Raw genomic sequence first — 20,438 nt, 5'->3', positions numbered from 1 at the left:
TCATTCGGTCGATTCATCAACGCAGGACCCGCGGACGGCTCGAAAGCAGGGTCGTCTCGGGGGGCACATCACCGGTCACGACCACCGATGCGCCGATGGTTGCGCCGTCTCCGATTCGTGCGCCCCGCAGGACGGTCGCCCGGGCCGCCACCCACACCGAGTCACCGATGACGACGGGCGCGTTGTCGAATTCGAAAGTGGGACTGCGCCGGTCATGGCTTCCGGTACAGACGAGTACTCCTTGCGAGATGCAGGTGTTCGACCCTATCGTCACGTGTTCGAGGTTCAGAATCCACACCTCTTCGCCTATCCACGAGTTGTCTCCGACATCCAGTTTCCATGGCCAATGGATCTTGACCTGGTGTCGAATCAGCACTCCAGCACCGATTCTGGCGCCGAAGAGCCGTAGCACTGTGATGCGAAGTCTGTTCGGACACCACCACTTCATCAGGACTTCCCGGGCGAGCAGCCAGAGAATTTGAACTCCGACGCTGCGGCCGCGCTCATATCCCCGTCCGGTGAAGCCACTGAGGCAGAAACGGCGGCCCGGCTCCGAGGCCGCATCGTCGCTTCGGTCGGTACTGATGTATGCCACCTTGTTCATCGGGACCCTTTCGACGTTGGGTGCGGCCGCTCGGGGGCCACGATTCTGGCCATCACCACGGCCAGGAGATGGGCCCTCGCTGCCGCGAATTCACTGAGGGCCTCGGCGACTTCCCCGCGATGAGACCTCGACGTGTCGACCACCAACAGATCAGCGTCGACGACCGCGGACAAGACGGAGGCAGCGCTGCTGTCGATCACGGACGCGGTGACGATCACCACGCGATCGAACTCTTTGCGGAGGTCGTCGACGAATGCGCTCATCGCAGCGGATGAGAGCAACGCCTCGATCGCATGCGTCCCGCCGCGGGGAATGACGGACAATCCGGGACGGACGGTGCTGTGTAGTACGTCGTCGAATCCTGATCGGCCGCTGAGCAGTTCGGCCAGCCCCGGGCCGTCACCTGGTACACCGAACCACCTGCTGTCCAGTGTCGAATCTGCGGCAATGAGTGCCGTAGTGCGTCCTGTCTCGGCGAAGGCCGTAGCAACACCGGCTCCAAGGGCAGCGGCCGCTCGACCGGAGGAAGCCGGCGCTACGAGGAGGACCTGCGGCGCCGGGTCGTGCGCGTCTATCTGCACTCGGAGGCGCCGAAGGCCCTCTGACTCCTCCGGACGCGACGCGTCGAACAACGCGTGTGGGGTCCAGAGGCAAGGATCGGGCATCACCAGGGGACCTGCGGTGGGTACACCCGTGAGCCGGCCGAGTTCCTCAGCCGATGTGATACGCCGTGATACGACAGGGGTCAACGAGAGGCACAGCAACCCCATCAGTAGGCCACCGATGCACCCGTAGACGGCGTTTGTGACGACGTCCGGGGAACTCGGCGACGACGGTATCTGGGCGCGATTCACCACAGTGATCGTCGCGCGAGGCGCACTCTCACCGATCGGCGTCTCCAGCGGACCGGCGTACCGGATGAACTCGTCTGCAAGTGCATTGGCGATATCGGTGGCGCGTTCAGGGGACGGATCAGTTGCGGACACGTCGAGGAGCACCGTTCGCGGCACGATGGCAGCGTTCACCTTCGACGAGAGTTCGTCGGCCGACAGCGGCAGATGCAATCTGTCGACGACGCGCCTGGTCAATTGCTGACCGGTGATCATCTGTGCGTACGACTGGACGCGCTGCTCTGAGAACTGGCCGCCGGAGTAGGCCTCTGACGAGCTGTTGCCACCGCCGGTGGCGGCAACGAACAACCTCGTCGTCGCCGTGTACTCACGAACTTCGTGAGTGCTCACCAGGTTTCCGACGAAGATCCCGACGAGGGCTGTGATCGCGAGAACCCACCATCTACGTCGTATCGCGCTAACGACGGTCTGGAAATCCATCACAGTCTCCTCGCTGAATCCGATGTGAGAACACCTCGCGGCCGGACGACCTGACATCGCGGCCTTGTCGCTGTCCGGAAGCGCTGTGGGCGACGCACACCACTCCCAGCACATTTCCGGCAGCGAGCGTCAACTGCTGACATGCCGAACGCAGTGCGTCGAACTTGGTGTGGGCCGCCCGGGCGACCAGGACGATCGCATCAGCGTGGCGAACCAGTCGCACTGCGTCGCTGAACTCCATCAACGCAGGGGTGTCCACGATGACCCAGTCGTATCTGTCACGGAGTTCGTCGAACATCTGGGCCGTTCCCGGATGATCGGCCGTTGCTCCCGGGTCCCCCTCGATCGAACCGAACGGGATGACGGTGACACCCCGCCAATGCGCAAGAGCCATCGTCTGCACAGACAATGAGAGCTCGCGCTGCGGCTCGCCGCCATGCACGAGCCCGCTGACCGTCTGCGCGGTGTCCAGCCCGAGAACCGAGGCCATTCGGGAGCCTCGCGAATCGAAGTCGACCATGGCCACGGTCGAACCTCTGCTTGCCAGTGCCCGTGCCGCCATCAGGGCGATGCCTGTCTTTCCTGCGGCTCGTTCAGCAGAGGCCACCATGATGACCTTCGACCCGAGTATTGCGAGCCGGTCCAGCGTGCCTCGAATCTGCCGGCCGGACTCTTCACCCCAGACGCGGGACTGCGGAGACTCCCACCGAACGGAAGGGACGCTCGCCAGCACAGGAGTCTTCGTGGCTTCCGCGGCATCCTCGGGGCGACGAATCCTCCCGTCGAGAAGAGCAACAACCACCGCGACGAACGCACCGGCGATCAGGCCGAGGACTCCTGCGACGCCGAGGATCAGCGAGGGCGAGAACATCCCCGCCCGGCCCTGAGAGGACGGGGCCTTCACCGGAATCAAGTCCACGCGTGGAGCCAATCCTGCCGACACCGTTTCCAGCGCGTTGATGCTTCGGCGAAGTTCCTCGATGTAGGCGCTGCCGATCGCTTCAGCCTGCAGCGGGGTGTCACCTGTCGTCGTCAGTTGGAGCAGCACGGTGTCGTGAACCGGGGAGAGGTCGGCACGGTCGATCATCTGCCCTGGGGCGATGTCCATTCCGAGGTCGTCGATCACCCGCTTCGCGATCTCCGGACTCCTACTCAAGGCGAAGTAGGTGTCGGCCCGCTTCCTGGCGTAGTCGTCACCCTCGTAGAAGCTGCGCTCATCGTCGCGTGGGGTCGTCACGAACAGCACTGCCTTGGAGGCGTATTCGGGCGGCCTCGCGATGAAGAACAGGGCCGTCGCCAGAAGTGACAGGACAGCGAATGCGACCGGGATCCGCCACCAGCACCGGAGCACGACCAGGTAATCAGTCAGGGTCGAGTTCATGATGAATGCACAACCCCCTGCGCCTTCAGTGCTTTGGTGAGCAGTTCAGCGATCTTCTTCACGCCGGCGAAGGTGGGGTGGATCCCGTCGTCACCCACGTACGGGGATGTGTCGATACCGACAAACCAGCCGAGCGCTCCAGGATCGATGAACTCGACGGCATCGAACTCAGGATCGGAGCGAAGAACCGATCGGAAGTCGTCGCCGATCGTCTTGCCCGCCAACGATGGCGGCCTGATCACCGGCTCGTTGAGGAACCATGGTCCGATCACGACGATGTGGCTGTTCGGCCACGATTCGACGACCTGCTTCACGGTGTACGCGAATATGGGATCGACGTCGGAGGTCGCAAACTGCATGTCATTTCGGCCACCGTCGAGGACCACAACGTCCGCCCGATACATTTCTCGCAGACGAGGTAGCCGCTCTACGAACGATGTGGACGGCAAGTCGGGCTGGGAGACCTCGAGCCGGTGTCCTGGACCGCCGCTGAGGTAGCCCGTCCCGCCTTCGGCAGCGATGTTGCATTCCCACCCCAATGCCGTGGCCGTCAGGCATCCGTAGCTCAGGTCCGGCGAGGAGGGACCCTTGGTGTACGAGTCACCGATGAACAAGACAGCGGGTGCCACCCGACTCGGCAATGTGGGTGGAGCAGCAACGATCTGCAATGGTGGCCCGTCCGGGCCTGCTGTCGAACTGTCCAGAACGACGTGAGGGACAGCTATGGCAGCGGCGATCGACAGGACAGCGAGAAGAAGCGTCGATCGCCGGGGCACCGGCACGCGACCCCTGAGCCTGCAGATCATGGGAGAACCGCCCTGCTCGTCTCGCGGATGTGCTCCATGAGAAGGGGCCTCAGTCGTTGCGCCAACACGGACTGTCCCTCGTCGGTCGGAGCGATGTTCCGCCGCATCAAACCCTCGGCAGCAAGCCAATTCTCCCCGATCAGAGGTACATAGAGGGTGTGAGTGATGTTGGCGGCCTTGGCGATATCGGAGTCGAGAGTCATGAAGACATCAGGTACCGGATGCTGATGCCAGATGGGACCGAAGACGACGAGTGCAGCGTCGGGGGCTCGTCTGCTGAGTTCGGTGAAAAGATCGACCGCCGACTGGGTGATCTGTTGATCAGGAAGCGTCACATCGCCGATACCGCCGAACACCACGATCACATCAGGCTTGGCCGCGAGTGCCTTGTCGACCTGGTCGGCGAAGCGTCCGCTCTGCCCCGCACGGCCGGCGTAACTCGAGCCAGCCGCTGCGACATTCGAGATGCTGAGCGGCGACGCGGCGGCCACCAGCGACGGCCAGGTCACGTCGTTGTCGGCGCCTGCACTGTACGAATCACCGATCACCGAGATCCGCAGCGGTCCATCAGCAGGAACGGATACCGGTTCCCCACCATCGCTGGTGAGAACCACCGTCACGGTGGCCGTCGCCGCCACGAGCAGAAGCCCCAGCACCACAGTCCCGATCGCAGATCGCCACGAGGAATACCACCACGTCATGGAAGCCACCTGCGATCGTGCGACGCGGCGGAGTAGCTCGTCTCCAAACGTTGGCCCACATACGACATACCGAGGTCGTGCTTGACGGCACTGCGCCCGCGTTCACCCATTGACCTCGCAACGTCAGGGGCTGACAGCAGGTACTCCACTGCCCGGGCAATGCGCGGCGCACCTGGCTCGATGACGATGCCGCACCGGTACTTTCGGACCAGAGGCGCCAACCCGCACTGATCGGTCACGACTACCGGCAGGCCGACAGACATCGCTTCGAGTACTGCCATCGGGTAGGGCTCCGGGGCCAGCGACGGCAACACGAATATCGATGCCTGCCGCATGCGCGCAGGCCCCGCTCCGCTCTCGACCGGGCCTTCCCAGTTGACGTTGGGCGTCTGGGCGGCAGCCTCTTGCACCCTCCGGCCTTCGCCTTCGTCCGGTCCGATGAGAGTGTAGGTCGCCGATACCCCTCGCGCGTTCAACTCCAGTGCGGCGGTGACGAAATCGGTGGGTCGCTTGCGTGGATGCAGCCGTGACAGATACATCACCTCCGGTACCCGCCGAGAGTGCGTCGCGGCGGGATACAGCGGTACGCCATTCGGCAGCGGAGTCAGCCGAGCGTTTCCACCGGCGATCTCATCGAGCGCGTCGCGTTCATCAGTGGTGAGGTAAAAGACTTCGTGCGCGCGGCACAGCAGCTTCCGAACGATGGCGCGGTCAATCAACGGCGCGAGTGGATGCGCTCCCGGCAGGATCATGCCGTGTGCCTGCAGCACATAAGGCAGTCTCACCCGCATCATGGCCACAGCCAGCGGAAGGAGGACGAGATCACGTGCGAGATGGACGTGTGCGGCCTGGAAGTCGTTGTGTTCCTTGAGAAACCACGCCAGGAGACCGGGAGCAGACAGACCTGCATAGCCCACGCGGGGAACCAACCGCACAGTGCGCCGGGCGACAAGCGGGTTTCCTTCGGCACCTGTGGGTCTCACATCGAACCCTCGCTCGGCCGCCGCGAGCGTCACCGAGTGGCCACGGATGCGTAGTGCCGAGGCCTGGTTGAGAGCGACCCGGACGGGTCCGCCGTACGCGTTATCCGGAGTCAGCAACGTGACCGCATGCAGTATCCGCATGCCGCCCGCATCGCCTGTCCACGTTGTCATGGGATCGGTTCGCTAGATCCGGCCGACTGACTGCGGCCTGTCCACCCACGGCGTGCCCGCGCAACGCAACGCTTCGATATCGGCGTCCACCATGATCGCGGCGAGATCGGGAGTCCGCACCTCGGCTTTCCAGTCCAGGACACGCGCTGCCTTCGATGCATCGCCGATGAGCGAGTCGACCTCAGTGGGTCGGACATACCCCTGGTCGAACCTCACATGATCCTGCCAATCGAGCCCTGCCCTCTCGAATGCGATGCTCACGAAATCCCGCACGGTGTGGCCCTGGCCGGTCGCCAGCACGTAGTCGTCCGGCTCGTCGACCTGAAGCATCCGCCACATGCCGTCCACGTACTCCGGCGCGTAACCCCAGTCACGGACGGCGTCGAGATTGCCCAGATAGAGATCTTCCTGCAGCCCGGCTCTGATCCGCGCAACCGCACGGGTGATCTTGCGGGTCACGAATGTCTCGCCGCGGCGAGGAGACTCGTGATTGAACAGAATTCCGTTCACCGCGAACATGCCGTAGGCCTCACGGTAATTCTTGGTGATCCAGTAGGAGTACACCTTGGCGGCTCCGTAGGGCGAACGCGGATAGAAGAATGTGTCCTCGTTCTGAGGGGGCGGTGATGCTCCGAACATCTCCGAACTCGACGCCTGATAGAACCGGCACTGCACTCCTGAGAGCCGGACCGCCTCCAACAACCGAATCGACCCCATGCCTGTCGTGTCGCCGGTGTGCTCCGGCTCGTCGAAGCTCACCCGCACGTGTGATTGCGCACCGAGGTTGTAGACCTCGTCAGGCGAGATCTGCGACAGCAAGGTCACCAGGCGGGCCCCGTCTCTGAGATCGCCGTAGTGGAGGTGCAATCGGGCATCTGGATCATGCGGGTCCACGTAAAGATGGTCGATCCGCGATGTGTTGAACGTCGACGATCGACGGATCAGGCCGTGCACCTCGTAACCCTTGTCGAGCAGCAGCTCGGCGAGGTACGACCCGTCCTGGCCGGTGATCCCGGTGATGACAGCCTTTTTCATGTCGTGTCTCATCCTTTGTTCCGAAAGGTTGCTTGATGACCGCGTCGAGGGCTTGAGCAGACGCTCTCGATCGGGGCACGTGAGTCTTGGTCGGCGAGTGCTCTGGCGAACGTGACGAAATGCTGTCGGCCGCGACGCTCGGAGAACTCCGACTCCCCGAGCCGCGCAGCGCTACCGACGAGCCGCGCACGCAGCACATCGTTGGACCGGATCCCGCACAGGCCGCTGATGAGCGCTTCCGGATCACCGTTCGGCACGAGTAGCGCTGCGTCGCGGGAGCTCAACAACGATCCGGTGATCCCGTCTTCGGCGACCGCGGCGATGATCGGTCGCGCAGCGGTCGTGTACGAGGTGAGCTTGCTGGGAAGCGACATCTCCCTGACCCCGGGACGCTCGTGAACCAGCAGGACATCTGCCGCAGCCAGCGTGAGTGGGTAGATCGCGTCGGACACCGGATCGACGAACCTGACCCCGTCCAGTCCGCAGGCCTGCTGTTCCAACGCCTGCCTCGTGTTGCCGTCCCCCACGAAGACGAACTCGAATTCTCCCGGATACCGCACCGCGGCAACTCGGGCGGCCTCCAGGACGTGCTCCAGGCCCTGCTTCATCCCCATGTTCCCGGTGTGCACCACCGTGAGACGGCCGGTGTCAGGCCAGCCGAGTGCGCGCCGTGCCGCCGCTGGGGTGAGGTCCGCACGAGTCACGTGCGAGAACAGCGGAACGTTGACGATCCGTCGATCGTCCACTCCGCCCGCAATCAGCGCGGGCCTGAACCCCTCCGTGATCACGCCGATGCGATCGGCGCGGCGCAGTACCGAATACTCGGCTGCAGCAATGAGATTCGAGAGCTTGGCACCCGCACTTCCCGATTGGACAGCAGCCTTACCCACTTGGTCGTGCACGATGGCGCCGAACGGCCGCCGCCGCCGCCCTATCACGCCCGCCACCGCGGCGCCCAGTAGCGGCGTCACAGCGATCACTACGTCTGAATCAGCCGCGGCGACAGTAGGCGCGCTCAGCGCAGCGAAGCTCAGCTCGAGGCGCATTCGCCCGAGGAGGTCGGGATTCCGGGGAACCGCGTGACGCAGTCGCACGATGTCGACCGAGCCGGTACCTGATGCGCGGGTCGGTGATTCACGCCATCGCAGGCCTGCCCGATACTGCGGGTCGACCACACACCAGTGCGGATAGTGTGGAACACCGGTGACGACCTTCACGGCTGCCCCGGCATCAGCAAGAGTGTCGACGAGCAACGAGTTGTAGGGCGCGCTGCCCGATGACTCAGGGCGGAAATGACATGCGACCACGCACACTCGGAGACCAGACAGCGAGCCGGTGCTGGAATCGGGATCGTAGCGGGACGCGGAATCCGCCATGCTTTGGTGAGGTACTGCGCCGTCAGCATGCACGTCGAGCTTCTCGGCGCGCATCACAGGTGACGACTTCATGATCGATCCGTTCTGTGTCATGGCCCTAGTACGCTCCGTGGCCTTGGATGATCGTCCGTACCGTCCGCAGGATGATCACCAAATCCTGGACGTAGGACCAGTTGTCGACGTAGAAGTGGTCGAGGCGAATGCGCTCTGCAGCAGATACGTCAGACCTCCCCGAGACTTGCCACAGACCGGTTATGCCCGGCTTGACGAGTCCCCGGCGTTCGATGAAGTACTCCACAGACGATCCCTCGCCCGGCACCAGCGGTCGAGGACCGACGATGCTCATCGAGCCTGCGAGAACATTGAGAAGCTGGGGGATCTCGTCGATGCTGGTCTTGCGGAGCCACCGGCCGATCGGTGTGATTCGCGAGTCGGTAGCCGACTTGAAGAAGATGCCGTCGGACTGCCCACAGACGATCCGTTCCGCATCCAGTTGGTTCTCGGACTCCGGTTTCATCGTTCTGAACTTGACTATCCGAAACTGGACTCCGTTGTAACCCACGCGTTCCTGGCAGAAGAACACCGGACCACCGTCGTGCCACTTGATCGCCGCGGCAACCACCACCATGACGGGGCTGAGCAGGAGCAAAGCGACTGCTCCCAGGACGAGGTCGAAGAAGCGCTTGTGATAGTGAAGCGCTCCATCATGACGGGGCCGTGCCACGTGGAAAAGCGGCATGTTGTCTATCGGTCGGATCTTGAGGCGGGGACCGACGATGTCGACCATGCCTGGCATGACGATCAGGTCGGTTCCCAACGAGTCGAGTTGCCACGTCAAGGTCCGCATGTGCTCGTGGCCGAGGTGCTCAGCAGAGGTGACGGCGAGCGCATCCGCGTTGGTGAGTCGCACCGCCTCCGCCACCGAATTCTGATCCCCCAGTACCGGCACAGGCCCGGTCCGTGTGTCGATCTCGAAACCGACTTTGCCCTCGTAGTCAGGCAGGCAGGCGCCGACCACCCGATATCCGGCATGACTACACCGGCTGAAGGTGTTGCACAGCGCGATCACTGAACGTGGCTTTCCGAGCACGACGACCTGGCTCGTGAACGCACCACGTGATCTCTTGTTGGCGAGATCACGTCTCAAAAGGTGTCTGCCCGCCAGCAATCCCGCCAGCCCCAACGGGAGTGCGATGGCCAGGTAACCCCTGACCAATCCGAGCTGCAGGAGCAGATCTGTGACAGCGATGATCCCGAAAGCCCATGCAGTAGAGGTGATTACACGGCGGTACTCCTCCGAGCCGATTCCCGTCAGCGAAAGATCCCAAGACTCCTGCAACCCCAGGGCGGCCAGCCAGATGACTGCAAGCATGATCGAGCACGCAGTCACGTCTCGCCAGTGGTCGCCTATCGTGGAGCCGTTCAGGTCCGGCAGCCCAAAGCGCGCGAACTGCGCAACCGTTACGGCAACCACCACAGCAACGGCATCCGTCACGACCACGTGCCTTCTGTGCGACTTCTTCCATTGGTACGCGCGCGCTTTGGTTTCCTTGACCTGCTTCATCACTCGGTCCGCAGACTCCGACCGGGAACTGATGGATGATCTGAATCGACGAACGAGGGGGGGTGCAGTCATGCTGCGCCACCTTGGGTGGTCGCCATGTCATGCATATCGAGCGCCTCCTTGCGGCAACGGGATCAACGCAGGCTTCTCTGCGGGGGAAGCGGATTCCTGCTGCGCGTTCGTGCCAGCGGCGGCACCGTACGATTCACATACGGTGCCGCCGACCGGGGCGGGCGCGGAGGAGTCCATCTCGGCAGCGGAAACAGCTGCGTCCCAAGCGTGATGGCCGTTCTTGCGCCACCAGGCTTTACCCAGCGCCGGCAGGGTGTCGATCGGATCGAAGTACGGGTACGCCCGGTTCAGAGCGTCACCGTCCGCACCCTCCAGAACGGTGCGGTAATTCTTGTTCCAGTAGGAGATTCCGAGGTTCTGATCGTAACGAACGACCTGGTGTACCCACCGTTTTCCGACGAAGGGAACGTCGCAGACCACACGTGGTGTGGCGAAGCCGGGCAGATAACCCATGATCGACAATTGCAACTGCTGAGCCTGCCACAGCGGTGTTCGCCAGTGCTCGGCGTTCGGAATCATGTCGCACATGTAGAAGTAGTAGGGAAGGATGTTGGCCTCACCCTGCAACGCAAAGCACAGATCGAGAAGGTCTTCAGTGGTGGCGTTGACTCCGCGCATCAGGACACCCTGGTTTCGCACATCCCGTAGCCCGGCGTCGAGCAGACCGCGGGCTGCGGCGGCGACGAGGGGGGTCACCGATTGCACATGATTGATATGCGTGTGTAGCGCCAGATTGACGCCGCGCTCGGCTGCGAGGCGCGCCACCCGGCTGACCCCGTCAAGCACCTTCGGCTGCAGCCAATGCTGCGGCAGTGCAGCCAAGGCCTTGGTTGCCAGTCGGATGTCTCGGATCGTGTCGATCTCGAGCAATTGGGTGACGAACGATTCCAGTCGCGGCCAGGGAGCATTACCGACATCACCCCCCGAGACCACGACATCACGGACCGTGGGTGTAGCTCGCAGATAATCCAGCATCTGTCGTTGCCGATCGGCGGGCTGAAGCGTCAACCTGGTCTTGGTCACCGACGGCGTCGAGTTGCCGACCAGATCCATCCGCGTGCAGTGTCCGCAGTACTGCGGACACGTCGACAGCAATTCAGCGAGGACCTTGGTCGGGTATCGATGGGTCAATCCTTCTACGACCCACATATCGCTCTCGTGCAGCGAGTCTCGCTCTGCGTAGGGATGCGAACACCATTCGGGTTGACGGTCGCTGAACACCGGAAGCATGTAGCGCCGGACCGGATCGGCGTAGAACAACTCAGTGAGTGACTGCGCCGAATCCCATTGCGGTGCCATGGTGTTCAGCATCTGCGGTGGCAACAGCATCGACATCGTCGCCCGATGCCGCTGGTCGGCGGCCAGGTCGGCATAGAACTTCTCCTCGAGGAGTTCGCCCACCACCGCGCGGAGTTGACCGATGTTCTTGAGTGAGTGCGCGCGCTGCCATTGCGGATCGTGCCAGTCGGAGGGGGATACATTCGCCCAACCCGGGTACCGCCGCCAGTCCGGCTCGACCAACAACTTGCGCACGTACATGTACGGCTGTTCGGCGACCGCGGTGACGCCGGTCTCGTCACTTTCGACGACTGTTGTCATCAGACCAGCGCCTTCCGCGAGTTGTTTCTGGCATGTGCTGTACCGATCACTTCGGCCGCGGTCCGTTGCCCTGATCTGATCGCGCCTTCCATCAAGCCGAAGTACTCCAGGCTGGTTTCCGTACCTGCCCAATGAATCCGGCCATGCGGCTCGGTCAGTACCGGCCCGAGGCGAAGCCAGTCGCCGGGACCGAACAGCGCGGCGTAGCAGCCCCCGCTGTACTTTTCGGCCAGCCAGTCGGTCACGGAGCAGGTAACCGGTGGAGGAAGCTCAGGGAAGAGCCGCCCGATATGGGCGAGTGCTGCAGCCTCCTGATCGCCCGGTGGCAACGCAGAGAAGGCGGATGCTGCAGCTCCGGTGACGAATCCCGTCAGCACCCCCGCGGATTCGTCGGGTGGCGAGTCATCGACCGTCGAGAGCAGCGGCCCGCTGGTGCTCACCGACCACCCGGACAGTCCCCCCTCACGCCACATCGGAGCTCGGTAGCCCAAGTGGACCTTGATGGCGCAGCCGCGACCCGTGGCGGCGGTTGCGCGAGGCGTGCACAGAGCCGGACGGAAGTCGATGCGCTGCGCCAGAAGTGGCGGTAAGGCGACGATCACGCGATCAGCACGAAACTCGACCTCTGGGTGGTCGGTGTCGACGATGCATCGCACCACCACACCGTCATCGTCCTGATCGATGGCCACGACCGGGTGATTCAGGTGCACCCGATCACCGAGTTGATCAGCCAGGGCCTTGGTGAGCAGGTGAGCGCCACCGTCGATTCGCCACTGCTGCGCCCCGCCCTCGAAAGCGTTCAGATATCGGATTCCCCCACCCGACCGAAGGTAGAAAGCCATGTGTAGAACAGAGATTGCCGCGGGATCGGCGGCCATCATCTCGCCGAGAAACAAGGGGAAGAAGGCGTGTGCATCTGGACGCGCGATCCCGTCGACAAGCCACCGTTGCGCAGACAGATGGTCGAGGCGATGGGCATCGGGTGTCAGCCACGGTGCATTCGGCCGGACTGTCTCAACCAGATCATCGAGACGGTCGAACAGCTCGCCGAGTGCGATGGCGTCCAGCGGCGGCATCCTGCTCGCGGTCGTCGTGCGTTGGCCGTCGATCAGGAAGGTGCTCTCACCAGTCATACCAGTGGACACGAGGTTCAGTCCGTACTCGCTGACGAGGTGGAGCAGCTCGGTGTGCTGCCGTCCGAGATAAGCCGCACCCCCGTCGGCGACGACATCCGGGGACACCGGCACACCGCGCATACGACCGCCCACACGGTCGCGTGCCTCCAGGACGGTGACCTCGGCGCCAGATGCGGCCACGTCGCGGGCCGCGATCAAGCCCGCGAGGCCGGCTCCGACCACGATGACGTGCGCATCTGCCCGAGTCATGGCGCCACGGCAGCGACGAGGTCGAACAACGATGTCGCCGTGGGGTTCTCGACGAGGTCGTCATACACGAGTTCTATTCCGAAGTCGCGAGCGATCGCGCTCAGCACCCTGGTCGCCAACAGCGAGTCACCCCCGAGCTCGAAGAAGTCGGAGTCTTCGTCCACCTCGGTGGTTCTGAGGACTCGCCGGAAGATCTGGACGATATGATCGGGACTCACCGTTTCGCTCCTTGGTTGTTTCTGTTCACGACAGCTCGCCGTAGTCCCGCGCGATCGATTTTTCCGTTGGCGTTGTACGCCAGCGCATCGACGAAATTCACGCGGGATGGCACGAATTGTGCTGGTAGGCGCTCACGGAGGTAAGCCTTGAGTTCGGAGCCGGTGGTCGGTCGACTCGCAACCACGTAGGCCGTCAACGACGTTCGCCCCAAGACGCGCTCGCCGACCACGACGGCGCCGGTGACCGCCGGATGGGTGTTCAGCTGGGTCTCCACCTCGGCAGGATGGACGCGCACACCGAGTACTTTGAGCTGTTCGTCGGCGCGACCATGCGAAAACAACGGGCCGCCTTCGGCACGGCTGACCAGGTCCCCGGTGCGGAACCAGCGAGCCGGCCCCGTTCCATGGTCTGCGAACGCGAACGCGGAGGCAGTCGCCTCGGGCAGGTCGAGGTACCCGGTGGCCAACCCCGGGCCGGACACCAGCAGCTCACCGTCGTCGGTGACATGGTCACGCACGTGAGGCAGTGGACGACCGATCGGCGCCTCCGCGTGCGCCCCGATCTGGGGTTCTGTTCCGGGACCGCTCAGTTGTGCCGCGTGCGTGATCATCGTCGTCTCGGTGCACCCGTAGGTGTTGAGCAAGCAGACATCGTCGAGACCGAGACCCCGCCACTGCTGCAGACGAGTGGGATCGACTCGCTCGCCGCCGATCACGACGAGCCGCACGCTGTCCGGCAGGGAGACCCGCTCCTCGTGCAGGAAGAGTACGAGTTCATGCCAGAACGCCGTGGGCAGATCGATGACGGTGATCGCCTGTTCTGCGATCATGCGCACGAAAGCCGGGAACGAGCCGCAGTGAGCAGCCTCGTCGAAGATCAGAGCCGACCCCGCAGTCAGGGCGGGCAGGATCTCCTCCAGGCACGTGTCCCAACCAAGCGAGGCGAACTGCAACACACGGTCGGCAGGGGTGAGGGCGAAAAGCGAACGCAGTGCCCGCACCGTGACGGTGAGCGCGTAGCGCGAAACCACGACGGGCTTGGGTGTGCCGGTCGAGCCGGAGGTACACAGAACATACGCGGGGTCGCTCGGACGCCAGCGCAACTCCGGGAGGTCGCTGTCGGCCTCCACCCGCGGAGCCTGGGCCGCGGACAGCAGACGGTCGACACCCATCGCCGTAGTGAGCGCGTGCACCCGCCCGGCCGGCAGCGCGGCGTCGATGGGGCAATATGTGGCCTGGGCCTGCAACACTCCCAACAGCTGACGCGCCACAGCTGGATGGTGGGAGGCCAAGACACCGACACGACCGGGCAGCCTGTTGACACCAGGGGTCTCCGCGTGCAGATGCAAGGCCGCGACACGAACCTGATCCTCGAGTTCCCGGTAGGTGATGGCCGTCCCGTTGTGCACCAGCGCGGGCCGGTCAGGCCAGTCGCGCACTGCGGCAATGAAATCATCGATGACGTCTGCTACGTGCTCGGCTTCGCATTGGGCGAGATGCGCGGTCGACAGTGCGTCGTGAGACATGGATTTCCAGCTATCGAGGCTTCGTTCGACCGACGACTCGATCGCTCGCTGCAGTTGCGGGTTCATGGGACTGTCACCCGCTTGGCGATATGTTGTGGCACATCTGCACAGGGCCACCGTCGCGTGTTCGTCAGTTCATCGAGGAGTGGAGAACCGCTGGCGACAAGCACAATTCGGTCGGTGTCTCTTTCCAGGACCGCAATCTCCCAGGAGCCCCGGACCCGGCTGCGCACCGCATCGACGAGGTCACCGCCGTCGCGCCGCCGAACCTCGATGAGGTGACAGAGAACTTCACTGTCGACCGGGGTCGTGAAACTGTTTCCGGCGCAAGCGAGCCCGGCGCGCAGGCTGGACGCCCTTCGCGTGTGACCGATCCCCACCCCGGTGAACTTGGTTCCTGCACACCGACCCAGCAGCGCCTCAAGGGAACTACTTCGTAACCCGACCCGCAGGTTGTCCAATGCCGGCCGGTGTGTCCGGCAGGCGATGATTCCGCACATCACCAAACTCCTCGTTCGTCGCCAGCGGATGTGTGTCGGTAATCCGCGATGGACGACCCTGTTGCGAGAGACGGATCCTGACAGTTCACAAGCGAAACATGTGCACGCGATGCGTCGTTGTCGACTGCGCCGTGCGATGCACTCCGATGCGAGAGGGACTCGTCCGGCCCCAGCCGGTTCCCTATCGCCATCGCTGTCTCGCAACGACTTTCATCTTCCCCCGCAAACACATCTTCACTATTGACGACCTCGCTACCGTTCGTACATGGACCATGAGAGCGATTTTCGGACTGGACCCGGAACTGAATCGAGATCTAGTACGACGAGAAGTCCTCCGCTGCAAAGATGTTGCGGGCGAGCGCGGCGGCCTCTTCCCGGCTGCTGACACCGAGCTTGGTCAGCACACTATGCACGTGATTCTTCACAGTGTGGACGGCGATACAGAGCCGGCCCGCGATCTCGCGGTTCGCCAGTCCCGCCTCCAACATGCGGAGGATCTGGATCTCCCGAGCGGTGAGAGGTAGTTCCCTGGCTGCGGGCCGCCGACGCTGTGAAGCCAAGGTCGACAGACGCCTGAGCAATATTGCCGACACCGCTGGCGAACAAAATGATTCACCAGCAGCAACTCTGTGTATCAACACAAGCAGGTTGTCGAGAGATTCCGTACGGAGGTGATAGCCCGCTGCGCCGGCCTCCGCGCACGCGACGATGCCCGATTCGTCCTCCTCGGAGACACCGACGGCGACCACGCGCACATCTGGGCCAAATCTCGATGCGTGTCGTAACAACATCGCGCTATCAGTGGTTGCCATGTTCAACAAGATGACCTGCGGGAGTGAGGTTTTGATTTCGTCAACCAACGACGTCAGATCCCATGCCACGCTGACCCCTACCACGCCTGGCTGTGCCGCCAGAACACCCACCAGACAGTCGCGATGGAGTGCGCAGTCGTCGACGATCAGAATCCGGACGTCACGGTGCGACTGGAGTGCGCTCACTACCGTGTGGCGCGCGTCCGCTCCGTCGTCTTTTCGCACGAGCCGGTCCAGGAACTCGACGGTCGAATGCTGCAGTGCCAGTGGACCGTCGGGCGAGCGTCTACCGACGGGATGCCGATCATAAGTTGCTCCGCGACGGTCACCGTCGAATGGGGCCAGATCGTCGGCCCTTGCGATGTCGTCATCATTCCAGGACGACAGCAGTGGGCGGATAGGCGGAAGCTCATTCATCTCGAGTCCCACCTCCGACTCGAGACGAAGGCACAATCCCACCGTCTCGCCCCACACGCAGCTGTGTCATCACTGGCCCTCCCCCCGGATACCGGCTGTGTCAACGTGTGTCGCGGGAGAGGGTTGATCACAGTGTGATCCGTTCGCCGACTCACCGAGAACGCGATGCAGAGCTAACTCGTCTGGCACCAACCACTATCGGGGTCGTCAGAACTGCCGTACATGGGTCATCGGAGCCAACTTTGACTAGATCGGGATACAGGCCCCCGACGGTCGCCATGGTCCACCCGCAGCCTGTGGAACGCCGCAGCAGCCTCGGCGCGGGTGTTGACCCCCAGCTTTGTCAGCAGGTTGTGCACGTGATTCTTCACGGTATGAACCGCAATGGACAATTCGCGCGCGATGTCCTGGTTCGACCAGCCTAGTTCCAGCATGTGCAAGACCTGGATCTCGCGCGCCGTGAGTCCTGAATCCTTGGTTGCAGATCGTCGTGAACCAGCGACAGTGGGCACCCTTCGAAGGAGCGTTGCTGCGATTTGCGGCGGGCACCACGTTTGTCCCTCCGCTACGAGATGGATCAACACCACGAGGTCGGCCAACGAATCAGCCTTCATGTGGTAGGTCGCCACTCCCGCCTCGGCACACGCGAAGATCATGTTCGGGTCGTCTTCGGGAGTCGCGACCGCGACCACGGGGACCTCTGGCCTCAATTTACGAGCGGCCCGCAGGAACGTGTGTACCTTGTCGGCGCTCATGTTCAGCAAAATCATCTGCGGTGCAGCGGATTCCAGGGCACCGATCAGGGAGGGCAGGTCCCAGGTAGTGCGGACGCGCGGTATTCCGTTCGATCTCAGTGCCGAAGCCAATGCTTCGCGATACAGCGCGCAGTCATCGACGATCAACACCTTGCCCAGGACTGCTGCGCGCGAGTCACGTTCGGCCACGGGGGCCGTCGCGTCCGCCGCGGACGCAGACCATCGAGTCCGGCTTCGATTGCTTCCCACAATCTTGTTGATCATCAAACGAATCGACGTCACTTCCGTCGGCGTAGTCAGCACTGCATGGTTCCTCGATCGGCCTCGGAGGCGCATGGGTCGTCGGTGCGAGCATCATCGCGGCAATCACAAATGGCGCTGACGGCGCCGTTGGCGCCGCAGCTCCTGCCGTGAAGGGTGCCGACCCCGACGAGTCGACCGAACGGGGGGGCGGTCGACTGAGCGGGCGCCGGGGTCGGCACCGGTTCTTGGAATGGCATCGCTGCCATCGCTGCTGATGATGTCGTGGGACCGTCGAACGGGGCGCGTGGTGAAGCGGGAAGCTCGATGCGAAGCCGTGTTGTTCCGACGAACAGACATGCCACCTCCCCTCAGCAGCTGCGAGGAAGAGTCGGCGATACTCAGATGCATCGGGCTAAGCGAAATCCGCTAACCCACACCCCGCACGTCAACTATCGGCAGCGACGGGGCCCGCGTACATGGATCGATGGAGCGATTTGTCACGCGGGACCCGGTCTAGATCCCACAGGTGACGTAGTCAGCGCAGAGACCGGCAGAAGGCCGCCGCTTCAGCGCGCGTACGGACACCGAGCTTCCCCAGGACGCTGTGTACGTGGTTTTTCACCGTGTGCACCGCGATGCAGAGTTCGTCGGCGATGTCCTTGTTGGACAGACCCTGCTCGAGCATCCGGAGGATCTGCATCTCGCGCGCGGTCAGATCCGGATCACCGGGAACGGACCGCCGCTCGGTTGCCGCGGTCGACAGGTACCTGAGCAGGATCGCCGAGATCCGGGGCGAACACACAGACTCTCCAAATGCGACCCTGGCGATCAGGTTTCGCAGCTCACCCAGGGACTCGCTTCGTAGATGGTAAGCGGCGACGCCGGCTTCTGCGCACGCGATGACATCGGTCTCGTCCTCATCGACGATCCCTATGACGATCACTTTGGCTGTCGGGCACAGCTGTCGTACGCAATGCAGCAGTGAGATGCTCTGGTATGTCAGAAGATTGAGCAGAACGATACGTGGCGGTCTGGACAGGGCTGCGCTCAGTGAATCGAGACTCCATGCCATGGCGGGCCGCGCCACTGCGTCGCCGGCAAGGATGGTCGCGAGGTTCTCGCGCTGGAGGCGGGAGTCATCGACGATCAGGATGTCCTCGACCGGCAACTCCAGATGTACCCCGTCGGCGGAAGTGGCTCCGCCGAGGCGGGCTCGGCGCCGTTCAGACTCAGTGATCGGCAGACTCGACGGAAAGTTCGGCGTGCACACGCCTTGCCGTCCACCTTCGCTGTCGAGGAGTGCCGCGATCTCGCCGTCACTGCGGGCGTCATCGCGCGAACTGTGGTCACCCCATCTGTCGCGAACCGCTGGTACAGGAGTGCCGACCGAGTCCCACATCTGAGTCATCGTCGGGCCCCGCGTTTTCGTCCGTCGCGAATCCCTGCCACGTAGCGCATGGCCTCACCCGAATGCTCCCCTGACGCCATAGCGCCCCCCTTCGCCGCGCCTCGGACATCTACATTATGTAAGTTTGCTAGATTTGCAGTCAAGTGTGAATTTTTTGAAATCCGATTACTAGTTGTGTCGGCAACCACCCAATATGTTGACGCCTCCGCAAACACCGACTGTTTTGCCTGCTAGTAGGCCTAGCGACCACGAGACCCCGCACCTGCGCGATGACGGCAGTGCGCAAATCGGACAACGAAATCACCGCAACGTGCGCGCTGTCCTCGGACGATGATGCACGCCTGAAAGCTCCGGGATCTGTCACTTTCGCGTCATAAATTTGCTGGAAACGTCAGCCGAGAATCAGTCCCGAGGTCGGGACGCCGGTACCCGCGGTCACCAGGACGTGTTCGACGTCAGGAACCTGATTGACGGAGGTGCCGCGGAGCTGGCGCACACCCTCGGCGATGCCGTTCATTCCGTGGATGTAGGCCTCCCCCAGCTGACCGCCGTGGGTGTTGATCGGCAACCTGCCGCCGATCTCGATCGCGCCGCCAGCGATGAAGTCCTTCGCCTCACCCTTACCGCAGAAGCCCAGTTCCTCGAGCTGGATCAGCGTGTACGGGGTGAAGTGGTCGTACAGGATGGCCGTCTGGATGTCGGCCGGATTCAACCCCGACTGCTGCCAGAGTTGCCTACCGACGAGCCCCATCTCGGGCAGTCCGAGTTCGTCGCGATAGTAGGAGTACATCGTGAACTGGTCGGCGCCGGCGGCCTGTGCGGCAGCCTCGATGACGGCGGGCCGGTGCTTCAGGCCTTTCGCCCTCTCGGGTGTGGTGACCACGATCGCGACGCCGCCGTCGGTCTCCTGGCAGCAATCCAGCAGGCGCAGCGGTTCGGCGATCCACCGGGAGTTCTGATGATCCTCTATGGTGATCGGCTTACCGTAGAAGTGCGCCTTGGGATTGGTGGCGGCGTGCTTACGATCGGCCACCGAGATGGCCCCGAAATCACTACTCGTGGCGCCATATTCGTGCATATAACGCTGCGCGATCATGGCCACGGATGCGGCAGGGGTGCTCAACCCGTGCGGATAGGACCAGCTGTACTCGACCCCACGAGAGTCCGCGTTGGCCGTCAGACCCGTCGACACCTGACCGAAGCGGAACTCCGAGCGTTCGTTGAACGCGCGGTAGGCGACGACGACCTCGGCGACACCGGTGGCCACCGCGAGCGCGGCCTGCTGCACGGTCGCGGCCGCCGCTCCACCTCCGTAGCCGATCTGGCTGAAGAAGCTGAGCTCGCCGATACCGGTGGCGCGCGCCACGGCGGTCTCCAGGTTGGAGTCCATCGTGAACGTCACCAGACCGTCGACGTCCGACGGTGCCAACCCCGCGTCGTCGAGCGCGTCGAGCACGGCCTCGGCCGCCAGACGCAGTTCGCTGCGCCCTGAGTTCTTCGAGAAGTCCGTGGCGCCGATACCGGCGATGGCCGCCCGGCCGGACAGTCCCC

At 63.4% G+C, this 20,438-nt stretch carries 18 protein-coding genes; all 18 read right to left on the bottom strand.

The features are described 5' to 3' along the window. Positions 1-16 precede the first annotated feature (16 nt). The gene (locus ACZYYX_RS29310; protein ID WP_463818349.1) at positions 17-604 is read right to left on the bottom strand and encodes a DapH/DapD/GlmU-related protein; all 588 of its coding nucleotides are present in this window, start codon (positions 602-604) and stop codon (positions 17-19) included. Further along, on the bottom strand, positions 601-1,935 hold the full coding sequence (locus ACZYYX_RS29305) for a Wzz/FepE/Etk N-terminal domain-containing protein (protein WP_463818348.1): 1,335 nt from the start codon (positions 1,933-1,935) through the stop codon (positions 601-603). Before ACZYYX_RS29305 ends, ACZYYX_RS29310 begins: the two co-directional genes overlap by 4 nt. Next, positions 1,913-3,316, bottom strand: coding sequence for a tyrosine-protein kinase domain-containing protein (locus ACZYYX_RS29300; RefSeq protein ID WP_463818347.1), 1,404 nt, complete (start codon positions 3,314-3,316; stop codon positions 1,913-1,915). The genes ACZYYX_RS29305 and ACZYYX_RS29300 overlap by 23 nt, the downstream gene beginning before the upstream one ends. After that, on the bottom strand, positions 3,313-3,945 hold the full coding sequence (locus ACZYYX_RS29295) for an SGNH/GDSL hydrolase family protein (protein ID WP_463818346.1): 633 nt from the start codon (positions 3,943-3,945) through the stop codon (positions 3,313-3,315). The genes ACZYYX_RS29300 and ACZYYX_RS29295 overlap by 4 nt, the downstream gene beginning before the upstream one ends. 173 nt (positions 3,946-4,118) lie before the next feature. Next, positions 4,119-4,823 (bottom strand): SGNH/GDSL hydrolase family protein, encoded by a 705-nt coding sequence (locus tag ACZYYX_RS29290; protein ID WP_463818345.1) that lies wholly within the window; start codon positions 4,821-4,823, stop codon positions 4,119-4,121. Then, positions 4,820-5,947, bottom strand: a complete 1,128-nt coding sequence (locus tag ACZYYX_RS29285; protein WP_463818367.1) for a glycosyltransferase — start codon at positions 5,945-5,947, stop codon at positions 4,820-4,822. Before ACZYYX_RS29285 ends, ACZYYX_RS29290 begins: the two co-directional genes overlap by 4 nt. A gap of 42 nt (positions 5,948-5,989) precedes the next feature. After that, a complete protein-coding gene (gene gmd, locus ACZYYX_RS29280) occupies positions 5,990-7,012 on the bottom strand; it encodes a GDP-mannose 4,6-dehydratase (RefSeq protein ID WP_463818344.1) in 1,023 nt (340 codons plus the stop codon). An 8-nt stretch (positions 7,013-7,020) separates the two neighbouring features. Beyond that, positions 7,021-8,460 carry a glycosyltransferase family 4 protein gene (locus ACZYYX_RS29275; RefSeq protein WP_463818343.1) on the bottom strand — a complete coding sequence of 480 codons (1,440 nt, stop codon included), beginning with the start codon at positions 8,458-8,460 and terminating at the stop codon, positions 7,021-7,023. A 25-nt stretch (positions 8,461-8,485) separates the two neighbouring features. Then, complete coding sequence (locus ACZYYX_RS29270) at positions 8,486-9,952, bottom strand: sugar transferase (RefSeq protein WP_463818342.1); 1,467 nt, start codon at positions 9,950-9,952, stop codon at positions 8,486-8,488. Between the two features lie 99 nt (positions 9,953-10,051). Further along, positions 10,052-11,623 (bottom strand): KamA family radical SAM protein, encoded by a 1,572-nt coding sequence (locus ACZYYX_RS29265; RefSeq protein WP_463818341.1) that lies wholly within the window; start codon positions 11,621-11,623, stop codon positions 10,052-10,054. After that, positions 11,623-13,008: a flavin monoamine oxidase family protein gene (locus tag ACZYYX_RS29260; protein ID WP_463818340.1), complete on the bottom strand. Its 1,386-nt coding sequence runs from the start codon at positions 13,006-13,008 to the stop codon at positions 11,623-11,625. Before ACZYYX_RS29260 ends, ACZYYX_RS29265 begins: the two co-directional genes overlap by 1 nt. Next, positions 13,005-13,226 (bottom strand): phosphopantetheine-binding protein, encoded by a 222-nt coding sequence (locus tag ACZYYX_RS29255; RefSeq protein WP_463818339.1) that lies wholly within the window; start codon positions 13,224-13,226, stop codon positions 13,005-13,007. Before ACZYYX_RS29255 ends, ACZYYX_RS29260 begins: the two co-directional genes overlap by 4 nt. Continuing rightward, positions 13,223-14,752 (bottom strand): AMP-binding protein, encoded by a 1,530-nt coding sequence (locus tag ACZYYX_RS29250; protein ID WP_463818338.1) that lies wholly within the window; start codon positions 14,750-14,752, stop codon positions 13,223-13,225. The genes ACZYYX_RS29255 and ACZYYX_RS29250 overlap by 4 nt, the downstream gene beginning before the upstream one ends. A gap of 62 nt (positions 14,753-14,814) precedes the next feature. After that, entirely contained in the window at positions 14,815-15,252 is a 438-nt protein-coding gene (locus ACZYYX_RS29245; RefSeq protein ID WP_463818337.1) for a hypothetical protein, read from the bottom strand. Between the two features lie 314 nt (positions 15,253-15,566). Continuing rightward, the gene (locus tag ACZYYX_RS29240) at positions 15,567-16,481 is read right to left on the bottom strand and encodes a LuxR C-terminal-related transcriptional regulator (RefSeq protein WP_463818336.1); all 915 of its coding nucleotides are present in this window, start codon (positions 16,479-16,481) and stop codon (positions 15,567-15,569) included. A 227-nt stretch (positions 16,482-16,708) separates the two neighbouring features. Next, on the bottom strand, positions 16,709-17,539 hold the full coding sequence (locus tag ACZYYX_RS29235; RefSeq protein ID WP_463818335.1) for a LuxR C-terminal-related transcriptional regulator: 831 nt from the start codon (positions 17,537-17,539) through the stop codon (positions 16,709-16,711). A gap of 475 nt (positions 17,540-18,014) precedes the next feature. After that, positions 18,015-18,878 carry a LuxR C-terminal-related transcriptional regulator gene (locus tag ACZYYX_RS29230; RefSeq protein WP_463818334.1) on the bottom strand — a complete coding sequence of 288 codons (864 nt, stop codon included), beginning with the start codon at positions 18,876-18,878 and terminating at the stop codon, positions 18,015-18,017. 400 nt (positions 18,879-19,278) lie between these two features. Beyond that, entirely contained in the window at positions 19,279-20,433 is a 1,155-nt protein-coding gene (locus ACZYYX_RS29225; RefSeq protein WP_463818366.1) for a lipid-transfer protein, read from the bottom strand. Positions 20,434-20,438: the final 5 nt, after the last annotated feature.

Source organism: Mycobacterium sp. IDUB_1 (assembly GCF_055419625.1).
The sequence above is the reverse complement of the archived record's forward strand: the minus strand, read 5'-3'. Positions and strand labels throughout refer to the sequence as shown.